Raw genomic sequence first — 18598 nt, forward strand, 5'->3', positions numbered from 1 at the left:
CGGGAGATCCACGGGTGCCCGCGGCCGCCCCGGCCGGGGCGGCCGCGGGACCGCTAGGACAGGCGGCCGGCGCGCTGGAACTCGGCCAGCAGAGCCGCGTTGGAGGCGGTCGCGCGGAGCCGCTCGACGAGCTTCTCCTCCGCATCGTCGCCCTGCAGCGCCGCACGGAGCCCGCCGAGCGCGACGGACTCCGCCTCGCCGAGCATCGCCGAGGCGCCGCGCGTGACGGAGCCGGAGACGCGCACCGCGGGGACCGCGCCGAGGGCGGTCTTCGCGAAGCGGATCTCGGAGTTGGCGATCTCCCGCACCTCGCGCAGCAGCGCGCGGTCGGCGTCGAGGCCCGTGCCGCTGCGCACCGTGGCGAGCACGGTGAGCGAGCCGCCGTTCTCGACGTTGCGGGCGGCGGCGAGCAGGCGCTTGATGTGGCCGAGGGCGAACTCGTCGATCTCGTCGTGCGCCGGACGGCTCTGGCCGTGCTGCGCCTGGGTGTAGGCGCGGCCGAGGCGGTTCAGCGAATCCACGAGCACGACGACGTCGTGCCCGAGCTCGACGAGGCGCTTCGCGCGATCGATCGCGAGCTCGGCGATCGTCGCCTGATCCTCGGCGGGGCGGTCGAAGGTCGCGGCGACGACCTCGCCGGAGACCGTGCGCTGCAGCTGGGTCGCCTCCTCGGGCTGCGCGTCCGCGAGCACGAGCATGAGGTGCGCGTCGGGCTTCGCCGCCGTCACGGCCGCAGCGAGCTCCGCGACCACCTCGGTGCCCGAGACCCGCTTCGGCAGCACGAGGATGCCGCGCTGGCCGAGCCCGATCGGCGCGACCAGATCGATCGTGCGACCGATGAGGCGGTCCGCTCCGGTCTCGAACCGCAGCCGCTCCTGCGGGAAGACCGGGGTGAGCTCCGCCACGTCGGCGCGCTTCTCGTTCTCCTCGACCGGACGGCCGTTCACGGTGTCGATCTTCACGATCGCGTTGTACTTCTGACGGGCGTTGCCCTCGCCCTCGCGGGGCTGGCGGATCGCGCCGACCACGGCGTCGCCGCGGCGCAGACCGTACTTCTTGACCTGGCCGAGCGAGACGTAGACGTCGCTCGTGCCGGGCAGGTAGCCGCTCGTGCGCACGAAGGCGTAGTTGTCGAGCACGTCGAGGATGCCGGCGATGGGCAGCAGGACGTCGTCCTCCGTGATCTCCGGTTCGAGATCGTCGCCCTGGCCGCGGCGCTTGCGGTCGCGCTGGCGGGTGCGGCTCGAGCGGGCCGAGGCGTCGTCGGCGTTCTTGCCGCCGGTACCGGGGCCGGTGTTCCCGCCGCCGTTCCCGCCGTTCCCGCCGTTCCCGCCGTTACCGCCGCCGTTCCCGCCGTTCTTGTTGCGACCCTTGCCCTCGTCCCCGGAGGTCTCCGAGGAGGACTCGGAGTCGCCGTTCTCGGCGGCCTCGTTCTTCTGGCCGCGACGGTTGCGGCGGCCGCGCGCGGGCTTCTCGCCCTCGGCGCCGCGCTCGGAGGCGTCGCCGCCCGATTCGGACTGAGCCGCCGGAGCCGCGGTGCCGGCCGCGGGCTCCGAGGCGGCGGTCTGCGCCTCGGCGTCCGCCGTCTCGGGAGCGGACTCGGCGGCCTGGGCGCGCCTGCCGCGGCCGCGCTTCGCGGGCGCTGCGGCCTCGGCGCTCTCCTCCGACGCGGCCGGCGCAGCCGCTCCGGCATCGGTGGCGGTATCGGCGGCGGCATCCGCTGCGGGAGCCTCGGCGGCGTTCGCGGCGTCCGCCGCGGGCTCGGCCTTCTTCCGGCTGCGGGTCGCACGCTTCTTCGGCGCGGCCTCTGCAGCGGTCTCGGCCGGCGCGGCGGCGGCCTCGGCCGGCGCTGCAGCGGTCTCGGCCGACTCCTCGGCGGCGGGAGCCGGCGCCGCATCCGCGGCATCCGCCGCGGGCTCGGCCTTCTTCCGACTGCGGGTCGCACGCTTCTTCGGCGCGGCCTCCACCGGCGCGTCGTCGCTCGCGGACGCCGCGGCGGCCGGAGCTTCCGCAGCGGCCGAAACGACGGCGGCCGGAGCGTCTGCCGCGGGCGCGGCGGGCGCCTCAACCGCCGCAGGCTCGGCGGCGGGAGCCGCGGCAGCCGCCGTCTCGGCGGCGGGCGCGGCCGGCTCGGCGGCCGGGGCGACCGCGCCGGCGGCCGCGCTCACGCGGCGCGAGGCGCGCCGGCGCGTCGGCGCCGCCGGCTCCGCGTTCTCCGCGGCGGGGGTGTTCTGGGGGTCTTCGACGTTGGATTCCACGTTCTTCCTTTCGGAACGCCGTCGGAACAGCGCGCGCATACGGCCTCGCTCTCCCGCGGTTGTGCACTGATGTGCGTTCGGGATCATCGGGCGGACTCGCCGCGATGAGGGAAACGATCCGAGCCCGATGCGGGCGGCGAAGCAGCGTTCGCGCGCCGACCGCCTCGGAGCCGCCTCCGGTGGCACCGCGATGGGGCTACGCTGAGGCGCGCGGAGATTCCGCGGGGATCGCCTCCACTGTAGCACCCTTCGTGTCGACGGCGAGGATCAGCACGCGCCACTCCGGGTGCCGCTCGGCGACGAGGTCGGCGGCCGCGAGGCGCTCGGCGGGTCCGTTCGCGAGCACGAGGATCGACGGACCCGCGCCCGAGACCACGGCGGGGTGCCCCGCTGCGCGCAGCTCGCCGATGAGATCCCGTGTGGCCGGCATGGCATCGCCGCGGTAGTCCTGGTGCAGCCGGTCCTCGGTCGCCTCCAGCAGCAGCTCGGGGCTCTGGGTGAGGGCTGCGACGAGCAGGGCCGAGCGGGACACGTTGAAGACCGCGTCCTCGTGCGGCACCTGCTTCGGCTGCAGGCTGCGCGCGAGCTCCGTGGACATCGTGAAGCCGGGCACGAGCACGAGCGGCGCCACGCCGCGGTGCACGATGAGCTTCTTGAACCGCGGCCCCTGCCCCGTCGTCCAGGCGATCGTGAGTCCGCCGAAGAGGGCGGGGGCGACGTTGTCCGGGTGCCCCTCGAGCTCCGTCGCGAAGGCGAGGAGCTGCTCGTCGGAGAGGACGAGGGGCGCCTCGGGATCGCTCTCGAGGAGTCCGGCGGCGATCATCACGCCCGCGACGATCGCGGAGCCGGAGGATCCCATCCCGCGTCCGTGCGGGATCCGGTTGTGCGCGGCGAGCTCGAGGCCGGGCATCTCCCGGCCGAGCTGCTCGTAGACGTGAGCGGCGGAGCGCACGACGAGGTTCGTCTCGTCCGTCGGCACCTCCCCTTCCCCGACGCCGGTGACGGCGACCGCGGCGCCCGGCGCGGAGCGCGTCGTCGCGACGAGCTCGTCCCCGTGCGCGAGCGCGATCCCGAGCGTGTCGAAGCCTGGGCCGAGGTTCGCGCTCGTCGCCGGCACTCGGACGCGCACGCTCCGCGGCGCGCCGTTCACGCGTTGCCCTCCAGTCGCAGCACGCTCGTGACGGCGTGCACCGCATCCGCCGAGCGCAGGGCGTCGACCGTGGCGGCCAGGTCCGCCTCGCGCGCCTGGTGCGTGCCGATGACGAGCGTCGCGCGGCCGTCGCGCTCCCCGCCGTGGGACTCGAGAACCGTCTGCTCGACGCTCGCGGCCGAGACGCCGTGCTCGGCGAGGATGCCGGCGATGGCGGCGAGCACGCCGGGCTGGTCGCGGACCTCGAGCATGATCTGGTAGGCCGTGGTCACCTCGCCGACGGGCAGCACCGGGAGCTCCGCGTGCAGGGATCCCGGGATGCCCGGGCCCCCCGCGATGTGGCGACGGGCCGCGGAGACGAGGTCCCCGAGCACGGCGGAGGCCGTCTCCGAGCCGCCGGCGCCCGCGCCGTAGAACATGAGCTCGCCCGCGGCCTCCGCCTCGACGAACACCGCGTTCTTGCCCTCGTGGACGGCGGCGAGGGGATGGTCGCGGCGGATGAGCGCCGGGTAGACGCGGGCCGACACGCCCTCGACGCCGTCGGACGAGGTGATGCGCTCGGCGATCGCGAGGAGCTTGATGACGAAACCGGCGCTCCGCGCGGCCTCGATCTGCTCGGCCGTGATCGCGGTGATGCCCTCCCGGTGCACCGTCTCGACCGGCACCTCGGTGTGGAACGCGATGCTCGCGAGAATGGTCGCCTTCTGCGCGGCGTCGTAGCCCTCCACGTCGAGCGTCGGATCCGCTTCGAGGAAGCCGAGCTCGCTCGCGACGCGCGCCGCGTCCTCCGCGGAGTCGCCGAAGCGGTCCATGCGGTCGAGGATGTAGTTCGTCGAGCCGTTGACGATCCCGAGCACGCGGGTGATCTGGTCGCCCGCGAGGCTCTCCCGCAGCGGACGGAGGATCGGGATCGCGGCGGCCACGGCGGCCTCGTAGGAGAGCTGCGCGCCGACCTGCTCGGCCGCGTCGGCGAGCTCGGGACCGTGCGCGGCGATGAGCGCCTTGTTCGCGGTGACGACGTCGGCGCCGCCCTCGAGCGCCTTCAGGATGAGGCTCTTCGCCGGTTCGATGCCGCCCATGAGCTCGATGACGATGTCGGCCCCCTGCACGAGGCGCTCCGCATCGGTGGTGAACAGCTCGCGCGGCAGCTCCACGTCGCGCTTCGCATCGACGTCGCGCACCGCGATGCCGGCGAGGGTCAGCCTCGCGCCGATGCGCGCGGCGAGCTCGTCGCCGTGCTCGAGGATCAGTCTCGCCGTCTGCGCGCCGACCGAGCCGCAGCCCAGCAGCGCCACGCGGAGATCGCGGTATCCGTTCACTTGCCTGCTCCGTTCCCGAGGTCGCCCTCGTGGGGGGAAGGGACGACGCTCTGCGCGAGCAGTTCGTCCTCGGTCTGTCCGCGCACGATGAGGCGCGAGGCTCCGTCCCGCACGGCGATCACCGGCGGGCGCGGCACGTAGTTGTAGGTGCTGGAGAGCGACCAGCAGTAGGCGCCCGTGGCCGCGACGGCGAGCGTGTCCCCGGGGCGGACGTCGCCGGGCAGCACCTCGCGCGGCACGACGATGTCCCCCGATTCGCAGTGCTTGCCGACGACGCGCACGAGCGCGGGATCGGCGTCGCTCAGCCGGTTCGCGAGCCGGGCGGTGTAGTCGGCGCCGTAGAGCGCGGGCCGCGGGTTGTCGCTCATCCCGCCGTCCACGCTGACGTAGCGGCGCTCGGCGTAGCCGAGGTCGGCCGGATCGGCCGCGGCGTCGGATCCCGTCAGCTGCACGGTCTTCGTGGTACCGACGGTGTAGAGCGTGACGCCCGCCTGGCCGATGACCGAGCGCCCGGGCTCGAAGGCGAGCGCGGGCACGGCGACCCCGGCCTCGGCGGCGGTCTCCGCGACGATGTCGGCGAGCTCCCGCGCGATGTCGGCGATGTCGGGGACCGCGTCCGCCTGGGCGCTCGTGTAGGCGATGCCGAAGCCGCCGCCGAGGTTCAGCTCGGGGATGGGGCGCCCGGCGAGGCGCTGCAGCTCCGGGTAGGCGCCGAGCAGGCGCCGTGCGGACTCGCGGAAGCCGTCGGTCGCGAAGATCTGCGAGCCGATGTGGCAGTGGAGGCCGACGAAGTCGAGGCTGTCGTGGGCGAGGATCGCGGCTACGAGCCGGGGCGCATCGGCGAGCGGCTGGCCGAACTTCTGGTCCTCGTGGGAGGTGGCGAGATAGTCGTGAGTCGACGCGTGCACGCCGCTGTTCACGCGCAGGCGGACCCGCTGCACGCGGCCCGCCCGCGCCGCGGCGGCGGCGACCCGCTCCGTCTCGATCTCGCTGTCGATGATGATGGTGCCGACGCCCGCCTCGACGGCCCGCGCGATCTCGCGTTCCGACTTGTTGTTGCCGTGGAAGCCGATGCGGGCGGGGTCCGCTCCGGCGGCGAGCGCGACCGCGAGCTCTCCCCCGCTCGCGACGTCGATCGCGAGGCCCTCCTCTGCCATCCAGCGCGCGACCTCGACGCACAGGAAGGCCTTGCCGGCGTAGTACACCGTGGCCGTCGTCCCGATCCGCTCGGCCTCGGCCTGCAGCGCGGTGCGGATCCGGGACGCGCGCGAGCGCGCGGCCGCCTCGTCGATCACGTACAGCGGGGAGCCGTGTCGCTCGACGAGCTCCGTCGCACGGATCCCCGCGAGCTCGAGCTGCCCGCAGTCGCTGCCCCGACGGGCGCTCGGCGGGAACACCCGTGCGTCGATCGCGTTCGGGTCTGCGGGCGCGTGGGGCGCGGTGCTCGGCTGCGTCATGGTCGGTGCGGTCATCCTCGGGGAGATCGGTCGGGATCGGTCCGTGCGCGCCTGCTGCGCCGACGCTCGCGGGGTCGCAGCGCGCGACCGGTGGCGAGCGGACCCGGATTGGCCCCTGAAGCCGTGCGAACCGAGCGCCGGGGCTCTGAACGGACCCGTCCAGCTTAGCGAATCCCCGGCGGCTTCCGGGCATGCGCGCGGGGGCCGCGCTCGCGCGCCCGATCGGACGGCGCGGCCGCGGCCCCCGCGCGGGGCGGACCCGAGGCGATCCGCCTAGCCCACGCCCTCCAGCATGTCGGTCTCGGTGTTGCCGATGCGCTGCTTCACCGAGGGATCGCGCTTCGTGACGAAGACGAACCAGGCGAGCGCGACGATCATGGTGAGGAGGAAGAGGTACGGGATGAGGTTCAGCGGGAACGCGGGCACGGGCCACACGTTCGCGAAGAACACGTACGCCATCGCGACGACGGCGAGCGTCGCGCAGAGGGTCACGAGCCCGGACTTCATCCGCTCCCGGCGCACGTAGACGACGCAGGCGATGGCGACGAGCGCGTAGGCGACCATGTAGCCGTAGGTGCCGTAGGTGTCGACCCAGACGACGATGTCCATCGGGTGGGTGCCGCCGATGAGGAGGACGATGTCGAGCAGGATCGCGGCGGGGCCGGCGATGAGGAGCACCCGGTGCGGGGTGAGGTGGCTCTCGTGGGTGCGGCCGAAGCTCTCGGCCACGACGCCCTCCTTGCCCATCACGTAGATGATGCGGCCCACGACGTTCAGCGGGGCGACCACCACGGCGAAGAAGGAGGCCGCGACGCCGAAGGTGAGCACGGGGGCGAACCAGAGCGGCATGCCGATCTTCTCGGAGATGGCCTGCAGCGGGCTCGCGACGGTCGCGAGGTCGTCGCCGAGCACGGCGATCTGGGTGTAGGCGGCGAAGAGGTAGAGCACGCCGACCACGGCGGCGCTCCACATGATCGCCCGCGGGATCGCCGTGTAGGGGTTCTTCGCCTCCCGCCCGAGCGCGTCGGCCGAGGAGAATCCGACGAAGCCGAGGATGCCGAGCACCATGCCCGTGGCGACGCCCTGCACGGGCACGCCCGCGAGGGAGAACTGCGACGGGTCCCAGGCATCCGGTCCGAGCGCGACGAGCGCGAGGACGAGGAGGATCAGGATGATGGCGACGGAGACGAGCTCCAGCACGAGGGAGACGCGGGCCGAGACGCGGATGCCGCGGATGGTGAAGAAGGTCGCGAGGCCGCCGATGACGATCGCGAGGAGCACCTGCGCGAGGACCCCGCCCGCCGGAATGCCGAAGAGGCCGAGGAAGTCGCTCATGTAGGAGACGGCGCCGCCGAGCGATCCGGCGGCGATGCCCCAGCAGCCCGCGACGAGCGCGATGCCCGCGATGTACGCGCCCGTCGGGCCGAGACCCTTGGCGACGTAGGTGTAGAGGGATCCTGCGGATGCGTGCTTGCGCGCGAAGACGGCGACGCAGTAGCCGACGCAGAGGATGACGACGATGGCGAGCGCGAACGACAGCAGCGTGCCGTTGCCCGCGCCCATGAAAATGCTCGCCGCGGTGAACGCGATGACCGCGCTCGGGGCGATGTTGGCGATGGCCTGGGCTGCGAGCTCGGGCCCGGACATCACGCCGCGGCGCAGGCCGGCGTCGGCCGGCGCGCCCTGGGGCGTCTGGGTGGTGGTGGACATGCGGTTGACTTCTCTTCCTCGAGGGTGGTGCGGGTCAGGGGATCAGCAGCGTGCGCAGCACGCCGCCGGCTTCCAGGTCGTCGAGCGCCTCGGCGGCCTCGGCGAGCGGGCGCCGCCCGGAGATGAGCGGATCGAGCTTGAGCTGGCCGTCCATGTAGCGGTCGACGAGCGCGGGGATGTCGATGGAGGCGCGCACCGAGCCGTAGTTGGAGCCGAGGATGCGCTGGTCGGCCTCGGCGAGCACGAGGGGCTCGAAGGAGGCCTTCGCGCCCGTGGGCGGCAGTCCGACGATGACGGCGGCGCCGCCGAGACCGAGCATGCGGATCGCCTGCTCCGTGGTCGAGGTGCGCCCGATCGCGTCGAACGCGTAGTCGACGCCGTCCGGGAGGAGTTCGAGCAGCTGCTCGACGGCGTCGCGCTCGGAGGCGTCGATGCGGTCGGTGGCGCCGAACTGGAGCGCCATCGCGGTCTTCTCGGGGACGACGTCGACGGCGATGATGCGCTCGGCGCCGGCGAGCTTCGCGCCCTGCACGACGTTGAGCCCGACGCCGCCGCAGCCGATGACGGCGACCGTCGCCCCGGGCTCGACGGCGGCCGTGTTGAGGACGGCGCCGACCCCCGTGGCGACGGCGCAGCCGACGACGGCGATGACGTCGAGCGGCGCGTCGTCGCGCACCTTGATGGCGCCGGAGACGGGGACGACGACCTCCTCGGCGAAGGAGGAGACGCTGAGGTAGTGGTGGAGCGCCTCGCCGCTGCCGGCGGCGCTGAGGCGGGAGGTGCCGTCGAAGAGGGAGCCGTGCGTGTTGTTGACGTCGACGACCTTCTGGCAACGGGCCTCGTGGCCCTGCAGGCAGTACCGGCACTCGCCGCACGGCGGCACCCAGCTGAGCACCACGTGATCGCCGACCGCGAGGGAGGTGACGCCCTCGCCGAGCTCGACGACGACGCCGGATCCCTCATGGCCCATGACCATGGGCGCCGGGGCGTCCCACTCGCCGCGCTTCACGTGCAGATCGGAGTGGCACACGCCCGCCGCGGCGATCTTCACCCGGACCTCCCCGGCCTTCGGCGCGGCGAGGGCGACTTCGGCCACCTCGACGCGGGTCTCGGGATCTCGGAACACGACAGCCTGCATGCTGCTCTCCTTCGCTCGTTCGCGTCGCCGGAACCTCGGCGATCGCGAGGGCGACCGCAGTGGCGACCCTCGGAATGCTACGGAGCCGAACGCGCGCTGTCACTGCACCACCTGGCGAACTTCGATTCGGGGATTCATCATTCGGTACACTGGACGCCATGGCCCTCGATCTCTCGGCGGTGGTCCGCGCCGTCGGTGGACGCTGTCTCGCCCGGCGCCTCCCCGAACGCACCCCGGTCGACAGCGTGGCCGAGCTCGAGGCCTTCGTCGTGATCGGCAACCCCGCGTACGCGACGCTCGTCACCGGCTCGGGCACGGCGCTCATCGCAGCGCTCGACGCCGGCGCGACGCGGCGCGACGCCCTGGTCGGGGCGGTGTTCGTCTCCTCGGAGGACGGGCCGGAGCTGCGGTCGGCGCTCGCGGCGGCCGGCATGACGGCGATCCTCGGCACCCGCCTCGCCGGCGTCGCCCTCCACGCCGCGCTGCGCGCCCTGATCGCGGACGACCACGCGGCCGCCGACCGTCTCGTCACCGCCGGCATGAACGTGCTCACGCAGGTGGCCCGCCGCGGCGGGGTGACCGCCGTCATCGCGGAGCTCGCGCACCGGATCGACGGCTGGGCGGTGCTGCTCGACGCGCACGGGCAGGTCATCGCGACCGCCGGCGCCGGCCGGCTGCACGTCTCGGATGCGGTCGCCGTCGCGCTCGGGCGCCCCGTCCGGGTGCGCCACGACGGCCTGCAGCTGCACCGCGTCGGCTCGGAGCAGGACCTCGCGGGCTCCCTGGTCATCGCCACGCGCTCCAGCCGCACGAGTCACGCGCGCGATCTCTCCTCGCTCGCCGCGGCGCTGTTCGACCTCCTGCTGCGCAGTCACGACCCGTCGCTCACCGAGCACCTCGGCCGCGGCGCCCTGCTCGACACCCTCGTCGCGGGCGGCGAGCGGGCGGCCGGGCTGCTGCACCGCTGGGGCGTCCACGAACGCAGTCTGACGGCGTTCGAGCTCGGCACCCGCACCCGCACGATCGACCCGGATCGGCTGCTGCGACGGTGGTTCGACGAGCTCGGGGCCGAGCACGTCTTCGCCGCCGACCACGGGCACGTGCGCGGCTTCGTGCGCGACGACCTCGTCGCCGGTCTCGCCGCGCGCGTGCGGGAGTTCGCCCCGGTGGCGGGGCTCCGGGTCCACCTGGGCCACGGTTCGCCCGCCCCCGTGGAGGCGCTCGCCCGGAGCGCCGCGCAGGCGCACCAGGCGCTCGAGGCCGCCCTCGAGGACGGCCGCCCCGCGGTCTCCTACGCGGAGCTGCCGAGCGTCGCCCGCGCGCTGGACGCCGTCGGCGACGGCGCGCAGGCTCGCCTCACGACCCTCCTCGAGCCGCTTCGCGACGCCGCGGGCGCCCCGGGCGAACTCGCCGAGACGCTCCGGGTGTACCTGACGGAGCACGGCGCGCACCGCGCGAGCGCCGCCCGCCTCGGGATCCATCGCCAGACGCTCGTCTCGCGCATCCGCCGCATCGAGGACCTGACGGGCCTCGCGATGGACCGCGCGGACGATCGCGCCGCGGCGTGGCTGGCGCTGCGCGCCATCGGGCTCTGAGGCGTCTCAGCCGCAGCTGCCGAGCTCCTGCTCGGCGGGATCGGAGAGGATCCCCGGGGCGAGATCGGCGGAGATCGTCGCCGACCCCGTGCTGGAGAGATCGATGCCGGTGAGCTCGACGCCGCGCGGCAGGCGGTCGTCGACGCAGAGGGCCTGCGGGCTGAGAATCGGGTCGAGCAGCGACCCGGTCGCCGCGGAGATCTGCTCGGCGCTGAGGTCGAGCCCCGCGGCCTGCACGCCCCGCGGTTCGATCTCGACCTGACCGTCGACGACGGATAGCCCGATGCTCGCCGAGAGCTCGATCGACTGCCCGAAGAGATCCACCGAGCGGCCCACGACGAGGCTGCCGTCGCGGACGGTGCCCGTCTGCGCGAGGCCCTGGGTGACGAGCTCGATGACGTTGCCGAGCTGCTCCTTCGAGACCCGCAGCTGCGCCGTGCCGCCGGTGATCTCCCCCGTGGTCGGGGAGAAGGGCACGCGGGCCGCGTGCACGGTCGCATCGGCCTCCACCCCCTCGAGCAGCGGCGCGTTCGGCACCTCGACCGTGACGTCCCCGACGCCGCCGCCGAGCGCCGCCAGGAGCGCCGAACCGCCGAGCGACACGTCGACCGGGTGGTCGTCCGTGAGGTGGAGCTGCGTGCGGATCGCGCCCTGGACGATGCCGGGGATGATCAGCCGCAGCGCCAGTTCGCCCGCCCCCGCGAGGAGGACGAGCACGACGAGCACGCCCACGAGCTTCGTCCACCACCGCGAGGTGCGCTGCGCCATCGTCGGGCCCCGGTCTCAGAGCCGCTCGGGCGCGCTCACGCCGATGAGATCGAGGCCGTTGCGCAGCACCTGGCCGGCGGCGTCGTTGAGCCAGAGGCGCGTGCGGTGCAGATCGCCCACCGGCTCCTCGGCGAGGGGCAGCACGCGGCAGTTGTCGTACCAGCGGTGATAGGCGGCCGCGAGCTCCTCGAGGAAGCGCGCGATCCGGTGCGGTTCGCGCAGCTCGGCGGCGCCCGCGACGATCCCCGGGTACTGCTGCAGCTTGCCGAGCAGTTCCGTCTCGGCCTCGTGCGTGAGCAGCTCGGGCGCGAAACCGCTGCGGTCGACCCCGGCCGCGGCGGCGTTGCGGTCGACGGCGCAGGTGCGCGCGTGGGCGTACTGGACGTAGAACACCGGGTTGTCGTTCGTCCGGCTGCGGAGCTTCTCGCCGTCGAGCGAGAGCGGGGAGTCCGCGGGGTAGCGGGCGAGCCAGTAGCGCAGCGCGTCGGAGCCGAGCCACTCGAGGAGGTCGTCGAGCTCGACGATGTTGCCGGCGCGCTTGGACAGACGCGCGCCGTTGAGGTTGACGAGCTGCCCGATGAGCACGGTGATGTCCGTCTCGATGTCATCGCCGGCCGCGCCGGCGATCGCCGTGAGCCGACCGATGTAGCCGTGGTGGTCGGCGCCGAGCAGGTAGATCTTCTCGCCGAAGCCGCGGTCCATCTTCGAGAGGTAGTACGCCGCGTCGGCCGCGAAGTAGGTGTAGACGCCGTTGCCCCGGGTGAAGACGCGGTCCTTGTCGTCGCCGAACGCGGTGGTGCGCACCCAGATCGCGTCGTCCTCCTCGAAGACGTGCCCCTGCTCGCGGAGCCGGTCGATCGCCGCGGCGATCGGGCTGGGCTCGCCGTGCTCGCCCGCGGTGTGGAGCGTGCGCTCCGAGAAGTACACGTCGAAGTGGACGTTGAAGCGCTCGAGCGAGTCCTTGATCTCGGCGAGCTGCAGCTGGTACGCGAGCTCCTGCGCCTCGGCGAGGGCGGCGGGGCGATCCGCGGCGGCGCGCTCGGCGAGACCGGGGAGCCGCTCGCGCAGCTGCGCGCCGAGCGCCTGGATGTAGGCGCCGGGGTACGCGTCCTCCGGCGCGTCCTCGCCGAGCGCCGCGGCGAGGACGGATCGCCCGAACTTGTCCATCTGCGCGCCGGCGTCGTTGATGTAGTACTCGCTCGTCACCTCCGCGCCCGCGGCGCGCAGCACGCGCGCCGTCGAGTCCCCGAGCGCCGCCCACCGGGTGTGCCCCATGTGCAGCGGCCCCGTCGGGTTGGCGGAGACGAACTCGAGGTTGATGCGCTGTCCCGCGAGCGCGTCACTGCGCCCGTAGTGCTCGCCCTGCTCGACGACGCGGCGCGCCGTCTCGCCCGCGCTCGCGGCGTCCAGGGTGAGGTTGATGAAACCGGGGCCGGCCACCTCGGCCTTCGCGACGCCGTCCGTCTCGGCGGCGCGGGCCGCGATCTGCTCGGCGAGCTCGCGCGGGGGCATCCCGAGGCGCTTCGCGAACTTCATCGCGGCGTTCGACGCCCAGTCGCCGTGATCGCGGTTCTTGGGCCGCTCGACCTGCGTGTCCTGCTCGGTGACCGGGATCTCCGAGCCCCGGGCGGCGACGAGCTCGGTGAGGATGCGGGCGAGGACGATGGCGAGTTCTTGTGGCGTCACGAGGATCGATTCTACTCCGGGCCGCCGCCCTCCCCGCGCACCGCGGGCGCACCGCGGACGCGATGCCGGCGCGGCCTCCCGCTCAGGAGCGGGGCGCGTCCCGGCGGCGCCGCGCCCGATCGCCCCAGCGGGCGAGGAGGTGCAGCACCGCGCCGAGCGCGAGCAGCGCGGCTCCGAAGGCCCAGACGACGGGGCGCTGCTGAGCCAGCAGCAGGAGGCAGGAGCCGATCCCGAGCACCGGGACGAACGTCCAGACGCGGAAATGCGGGTGCTCCGCGCGATCCCGCCGCAGCACCAGCACCGACACGTTCGCGCTGAGGAAGACGAACAGCAGGAGCAGCACCACCGTCTCGGCGAGGGTCGCGAGGTCCCCGACGAGGACGAGGAGCGCGGCGACCGCGGTGGTCGCGACGATCGCGACCCACGGGGTGCGTCGCCGGGGAAGCACGCGTGCGAGCGCCCCGGGCAGCAGCCCCTGATCCGCCATCCCGTAGGCGAGACGGCTCGTCATGATCATGGTGAGCAGCGCCCCGTTCGCGACGGCGACGAGGGCGATGGCGCTGAACGCCCACGCCGGCACGCCGACGCCCGTCGCCTCGACGACCGCGAGCAGCGGGCCGCTCGATGCGGCGAGCTCGTCCGCAGGGAGCGCGATGGCGCTCGCGAGCCCGACGAGCACGTAGACGAGACCCGCTGCGAGCAGCGCCGCGAAGAGCGCCCGGGGGTAGGTGCGCGTCGGATCCGCCACCTCCTCGACGACGTTCGCCGAGGTCTCGAATCCGACGAAGGAGTAGTAGGCGATGACGGCGCCGGCGAGGATCGCCCCGGCGACGCCGGCGCCCGCGGGGGGCTCCCCGACGCGGGCGAGCTCCCCGCCTCCGCCGGCCACGAGCGCGGCGACCGCGCAGACCACCACCACGAGCCCCGAGACCTCGATCGCGGTCATCACGAGGTTCGCCCGCAGCGACTCCCGGATGCCGCGCGCGTTGAGCAGGGCGACGACCGCGAGGAAGGCGATCGCGACCGGGGCGGTCGGCAGCCGCGCGAAGGTGCTGAGGTACTCCCCCGCGAACGCGATCGCGAGGCCCGCGGCGCTCGTCACGCCGGCGGCGAGCATGCTGAAGCCGACCAGGAAGGAGACCAGGGGTCGCCGGAACGCCCGCTCCGCGAAGACGGCGGCGCCGCCGGCGCGAGGGTACTTCGTGACGAGCTCCGCGTACGATCCCGCGGTCAGGAGCGCGAGCAGCAGGGCCAGGAGCAGCGGCGCCCAGAGCATTCCGCCGACCCGATCCGACAGCACTCCCATGAGCGCGTAGACCCCGGCGCCGAGCACGTCGCCGAGGATGAAGGCGAACAGCATGGGTCCCGTGACGACCCGGCGCAGCCGCGTGCCGCCGGCATCCGCGGGACGGGCGGCATCGGACGAGGGGTCTGGGGCGCGCTCGGGCGATCGGCTCATGCGGTCAGCGTAGGGTCGCCCGCACGCGGCCGCACGGGGCTTGACGCGGAGGACCCGGATCTGACAGCCGGCGGGCGGGGGTCGGACGCCCGCGCGGGGCGGGCGAACGTCTCCGGCGCCTCCCGCCGCGCCAGGCTATTCCTCCGCGGCGCGGATCCTGCGGTGCATGCCGAGCGCGTCCTCGGCGGAGAATCCCAGCCGTTCGTAGACGCCGACGGCCTCGGGACTCGCGAACAGGCCGAGGAAGAGCTCCGCGCCGGGCGGCGGCCTGAGCTGCTCGACGAGGCGCTCGACGAGCGCCGTCGCGATCCCCTCGCCCTCGTGCGCCGGATGCACGATCACATCCTGGATGTAGGCGTACTGCCAGCCGTCGCCGACGGCCCGCGCCATGCCGATGACGCGGCCCGCGTCGTCGACGCAGACCGTGCCCGCGAGCGAGGCCGCCAGCGAAGCCGCCCGGAGCTCATCATCGAAGTGCCCCTGCCACCCCGCCGCCTCGGCGAGCCGCTGGTGCTCCTCCGGCGTCGCCGTCCGATCCTCGAGTCGCATCCCGCCCCTCCTCAGAACAGCTGCCGCCAGTTGGCGCGGGCGAGGTCGAGCAGCTCGTCGCCGCGTCCGGACATGACGGTGCGGATCGCGTACAGGGCGAAGCCCTTCACCTGCTCCGCGCTGATCGCCGGCGGCATGGAGAGCTCCTGGCGCTCGGTCACCACATCGAGGAGGGCGGGTCCGTCGTGCGCGAGCACCTCGGCCAGCGCGTCCGGCAGCTCCTCCGAGCGTTCGACGCGGCGGGAGAAGATGCCGAGGGCCCGCGCGACCTCCGCGAAGTCGGGGTTCTCGAGATCCGTGCCGTAGGTGACGAACCCGGCGGCCTTCATCTCGAGCTCCACGAAGTTCAGCGACGAGTTGTTCACCACGATCGTCTTCACGGGCAGCCGGTTCTGGGTGAGCGTGATGAGTTCGCCGAGCATCATGGCGAGGCCGCCGTCGCCCGCGAGTGCGACCACCTGCCGTCCGGGATGCGCGGCCTGAGCGCCGATGCCGTGCAGCAGCGCGTTCGCCATGGAGCCATGGGTGAATGAGCCGATGAGGCGGCGCCGTCCGTTCATCGTGAGGTAGCGCGCCGCCCAGACCGTGGGCGAGCCCACGTCCGCGGTGAAGACGGCATCCGCGGCCGCCGCCTCGTCGAGGAGCCGTGTGAGGTGCTGCGGATGGATGGGCTGCCCCCGCTTCGCGGGCACCGCGAGCTCGTCGAGCTTGGCGCGGGTCTTCGCGTAGTGCGCCCGGGCATCGTCGAGGTGCGCGCGATCCCGACCCCCCGGGATGCGGCCGAGCAGCGCGCGCGCCGTCTCCCCGGCGTCGCCGACGAGTCCGAGGTCGACCGGGCGCCGACGGCCGATCTGCTCGCCGCGGATGTCGACCTGGATGATCGCCGCACCCTCCGGGTAGAACTGTGTGTAGGGGAAGTCCGTGCCGAGCATGAGCAGCGCGTCGGCGGCGTCCATGGCCCGGTACCCCGAGGCGAAGCCGAGCAGTCCGGTCATGCCGACATCGAAGGGGTTGTCGTACTCGATCCATTCCTTGCCGCGCAGCGCGTGCACGACGGGAGCGGCGAGGCGGTCCGCGAGCGCCACGACCTCCGCGTGCGCCCCGGCGACCCCGGCGCCCGCGAGGATCGTGACGCGCTTCGCGCCGGTGAGGATCTCGGCTGCGCGGTCGAGCTCGGACGGATTCGGCACGACCACGGGCGCGGCCCGCTCGATCCGGTGCGCGGCGGCGGCGAGGCTGTCGGCGAGCGCCACATCCCCCGGGATCACGACCACGGCGACGCCGCGGCGCTCGACGGCCGTGCGCATCGCGATCTCGAGCACGCGGGGCATCTGGCTGGGGCTCGCGACGTACTCGCTGTAGACGCTCGCCTCGCGGAACAGCTCCTGGGGGCGCGTCTCCTGGAAGTAGCCGCTGCCGATCTCGCTCGTCGGGATGTGCGCGGCGATCGCGAGCACGGGCACCCGGGAGCGGTTCGCGTCGTAGAGCCCGTTGATGAAGTGCAGGTTGCCCGGTCCGCAGGATCCGGCGACCACGGCCAACTCCCCCGTCGTCGCCGCGTCCGCGGAGGCGGCGAATGCCGCCGACTCCTCGTGGCGCACGTGGATCCAGCGGATCGATCCGTCTCGGCGGAGCGCGTCCGTGAAGCCGTTGAGGGAATCCCCCGGCAACCCGTAGACCCGTTCGACTCCGTTGGTCTTCAGCGTTGCCACGATGTGCTCGGCGACGGTGGCCATGCGATCCTGCCTCCTCGGTCCTCCCGGGGACCGCCCGGGTGCGGAGCCGTCCGCCGCCCCTCGCGGCGGGCGGTCGGTGCGCGGTCGTCTCGAGCCTACGCCTCGGCCCGGGGCGGCGCGAGGCGCGCCTCCGGGGGCGAGGACTTCTCGTCCTGCGCGGGGAAGACGACCTTCTGCACGATGATGATGATGCTCGCGGCGACGGGGATCGCGACGAGGGCGCCGAGGATCCCGCCGAGCGCGCCGCCGCCGACGGCGGCGATCACGACGAGGGACCCCGGGACGGCGACGGCCTTGCTCATGATGCGGGGGCTGAGCACGTACGCCTCGATCTGCATGTAGACGAGGTAGTAGATCGCCGCGGCGAGCGCGGTCGGCGGCGACTCCACGAGGCACACCAGGGAGATGACGATGGACGCCGAGAGGGTGCCCACGAGGGGGATCAGCGAGCCGACGAAGGCGATCAGCGCGAGGAGCGCCGGCAGCGGCGCCCCGATGATGCTCAGGTAGACGAGGCTCAGGATCCCGTTGATGAGCGCGAGGCTCACCTGTCCGATCACGTAGCGGCCCACCGCGCCCGAGACGTCCTCGAGGAGCTCGCGGAAGCGGGGGCGCTGGTAGGCGGGCACGAAGCGCACCGCGAGGCGCTTCATGGCGCGCATCGAGGCCATGAAGTAGAGGGTGAGGATCAGCACGATGATGATCCCCGTGATGCCGCCCGCGATCCCGGCGCCGACCGCGACGAGCCCGCCCCCGATCTGGCCGAGGTTCCCCGGGTCCTGCAGGAAGCCGAGCACCCCGGACACCGCGTCGTCGAAATTCGAGCCGAACTGCTCGGTGAGCTGCGCGTACCACGCGCTCCCGGTCACGTCGTCGACCATCTGCGGCGCCGAGTCGACGAGGTTGGCGATCTGGCGCACGAGCACGGGGACGATGGCGAGCAGGATGCCGGCGAACGCGAGGACGACGACGCCCACGACGACGGCCACGGCGGCGGGCCGCGGCAGGCGGCGCTCGATCGCCGAGACGATCGGGTCGAGACCGAGCGAGAGGAAGAGCGCGACGCCGACGTAGACGAGGACGGTGCCGAGCTGTCCCACGATCGAGCCGATGAGCAGCGCGACGAGGACGCCGAGCGCGCCGAGGAGGCCGAAGGTGAAGGGGTTGATGCGGCCCCCGCTCCCCCACGGCGCCCGCGGTGTCCCGGTCGCGCGGCCGCCGTGGCCGTCGTGGCCGCCGTTGCCGCCGTTGCGGTCTCGCCCGCCGCGACCGTCGCGCCCGCCGCGCCGGCCGCGCCCGTCCCGGGATCCGGCCGCGTCCGCGGAGCCGGCCGCGGCCGCGGGCTTCGCCGCATCGGCGGGCTTCACCGTATCGGCGGACTTTGCCGTATCGGCGGGCTTCACCGTATCGATCCCGCCGGCCCGCGCCGCTTCGCCGCGCACGCGCGCGCTCCGCCATCCCATGCCCGCCTCCTCCGTGTCGGGGAGCGGCGAGGCCGCTCCTGTCGGCCAGTCGACCACTTCGCGAGCGCGGGCGTCAAGGGCTTGCGCCGCGTCGGGCGCGAGCACTCCCTCCGCCGCCCCGGTCTCCGGCCGTCGCCCGCGGCCTCCTCCGCCCCGAACTCCGTCCGTCGCCCGCGGTCTCCTCCGCCCCGAACCCGCGCGGGAATGACGCATTCGGGCGTTTCAGGCCCGCATACCCCCGCTTCACGTCATTCCCGTCGACGTCTCCGTGCGGCGCGGGTCGCGGGGCTCGTGGATCTTCACGACCCGG

13 protein-coding genes are annotated in these 18598 nt (G+C 73.7%); 1 reads left to right on the top strand and 12 read right to left on the bottom strand.

The features are described from left to right. Nucleotides 1–53: 53 nt before the first annotated feature. From MUN78_RS10500 to MUN78_RS10525, 6 genes are all read right to left on the bottom strand, one after another. Nucleotides 54–2258 (bottom strand): hypothetical protein, encoded by a 2205-nt coding sequence (locus MUN78_RS10500; protein ID WP_244726322.1) that lies wholly within the window; start codon nt 2256–2258, stop codon nt 54–56. Between the two features lie 196 nt (nt 2259–2454). Further along, nucleotides 2455–3408, bottom strand: coding sequence for a homoserine kinase (gene thrB / locus MUN78_RS10505; RefSeq protein ID WP_244694033.1), 954 nt, complete (start codon nt 3406–3408; stop codon nt 2455–2457). Next, the gene (locus MUN78_RS10510) at nt 3405–4727 is read right to left on the bottom strand and encodes a homoserine dehydrogenase (protein WP_244689706.1); all 1323 of its coding nucleotides are present in this window, start codon (nt 4725–4727) and stop codon (nt 3405–3407) included. The genes thrB and MUN78_RS10510 overlap by 4 nt, the downstream gene beginning before the upstream one ends. Continuing rightward, on the bottom strand, nt 4724–6184 hold the full coding sequence (lysA, locus tag MUN78_RS10515) for a diaminopimelate decarboxylase (RefSeq protein ID WP_244726324.1): 1461 nt from the start codon (nt 6182–6184) through the stop codon (nt 4724–4726). Before lysA ends, MUN78_RS10510 begins: the two co-directional genes overlap by 4 nt. A gap of 273 nt (nt 6185–6457) precedes the next feature. Further along, complete coding sequence (locus MUN78_RS10520) at nt 6458–7894, bottom strand: APC family permease (protein ID WP_244689708.1); 1437 nt, start codon at nt 7892–7894, stop codon at nt 6458–6460. A gap of 34 nt (nt 7895–7928) precedes the next feature. After that, nucleotides 7929–9032 carry an alcohol dehydrogenase catalytic domain-containing protein gene (locus MUN78_RS10525; RefSeq protein ID WP_244689710.1) on the bottom strand — a complete coding sequence of 368 codons (1104 nt, stop codon included), beginning with the start codon at nt 9030–9032 and terminating at the stop codon, nt 7929–7931. Nucleotides 9033–9190: 158 nt separating this feature from the next. Here MUN78_RS10525 and MUN78_RS10530 point away from each other — a divergent pair, with 158 nt between their 5' ends. Further along, a complete protein-coding gene (locus MUN78_RS10530) occupies nt 9191–10627 on the top strand; it encodes a PucR family transcriptional regulator (protein WP_244726326.1) in 1437 nt (478 codons plus the stop codon). Nucleotides 10628–10633: 6 nt separating this feature from the next. Here MUN78_RS10530 and MUN78_RS10535 read toward each other — a convergent pair whose 3' ends face one another. The 6 genes from MUN78_RS10535 to MUN78_RS10560 all read right to left on the bottom strand — a co-directional run bounded on the left by MUN78_RS10535 (nt 10634) and on the right by MUN78_RS10560 (nt 18288). Beyond that, on the bottom strand, nt 10634–11395 hold the full coding sequence (locus tag MUN78_RS10535) for an LmeA family phospholipid-binding protein (protein ID WP_244689714.1): 762 nt from the start codon (nt 11393–11395) through the stop codon (nt 10634–10636). Between the two features lie 15 nt (nt 11396–11410). Next, a complete protein-coding gene (gene argS / locus MUN78_RS10540; RefSeq protein WP_244689716.1) occupies nt 11411–13081 on the bottom strand; it encodes an arginine--tRNA ligase in 1671 nt (556 codons plus the stop codon). Nucleotides 13082–13163: 82 nt separating this feature from the next. After that, entirely contained in the window at nt 13164–14441 is a 1278-nt protein-coding gene (locus MUN78_RS10545; protein ID WP_429952323.1) for an APC family permease, read from the bottom strand. A 234-nt stretch (nt 14442–14675) separates the two neighbouring features. Beyond that, nucleotides 14676–15089 (bottom strand): GNAT family N-acetyltransferase, encoded by a 414-nt coding sequence (locus tag MUN78_RS10550; RefSeq protein WP_244726330.1) that lies wholly within the window; start codon nt 15087–15089, stop codon nt 14676–14678. A gap of 11 nt (nt 15090–15100) precedes the next feature. Beyond that, a complete protein-coding gene (gene poxB, locus MUN78_RS10555; RefSeq protein ID WP_244726332.1) occupies nt 15101–16825 on the bottom strand; it encodes a ubiquinone-dependent pyruvate dehydrogenase in 1725 nt (574 codons plus the stop codon). 95 nt (nt 16826–16920) lie between these two features. After that, a complete protein-coding gene (locus tag MUN78_RS10560; RefSeq protein ID WP_346730557.1) occupies nt 16921–18288 on the bottom strand; it encodes an AI-2E family transporter in 1368 nt (455 codons plus the stop codon). Between the last annotated feature and the right edge of the window lie 310 nt (nt 18289–18598).

The sequence above is a fragment of the Leucobacter allii genome, assembly GCF_022919155.1.
GTDB lineage: Bacteria > Actinomycetota > Actinomycetes > Actinomycetales > Microbacteriaceae > Leucobacter > Leucobacter allii.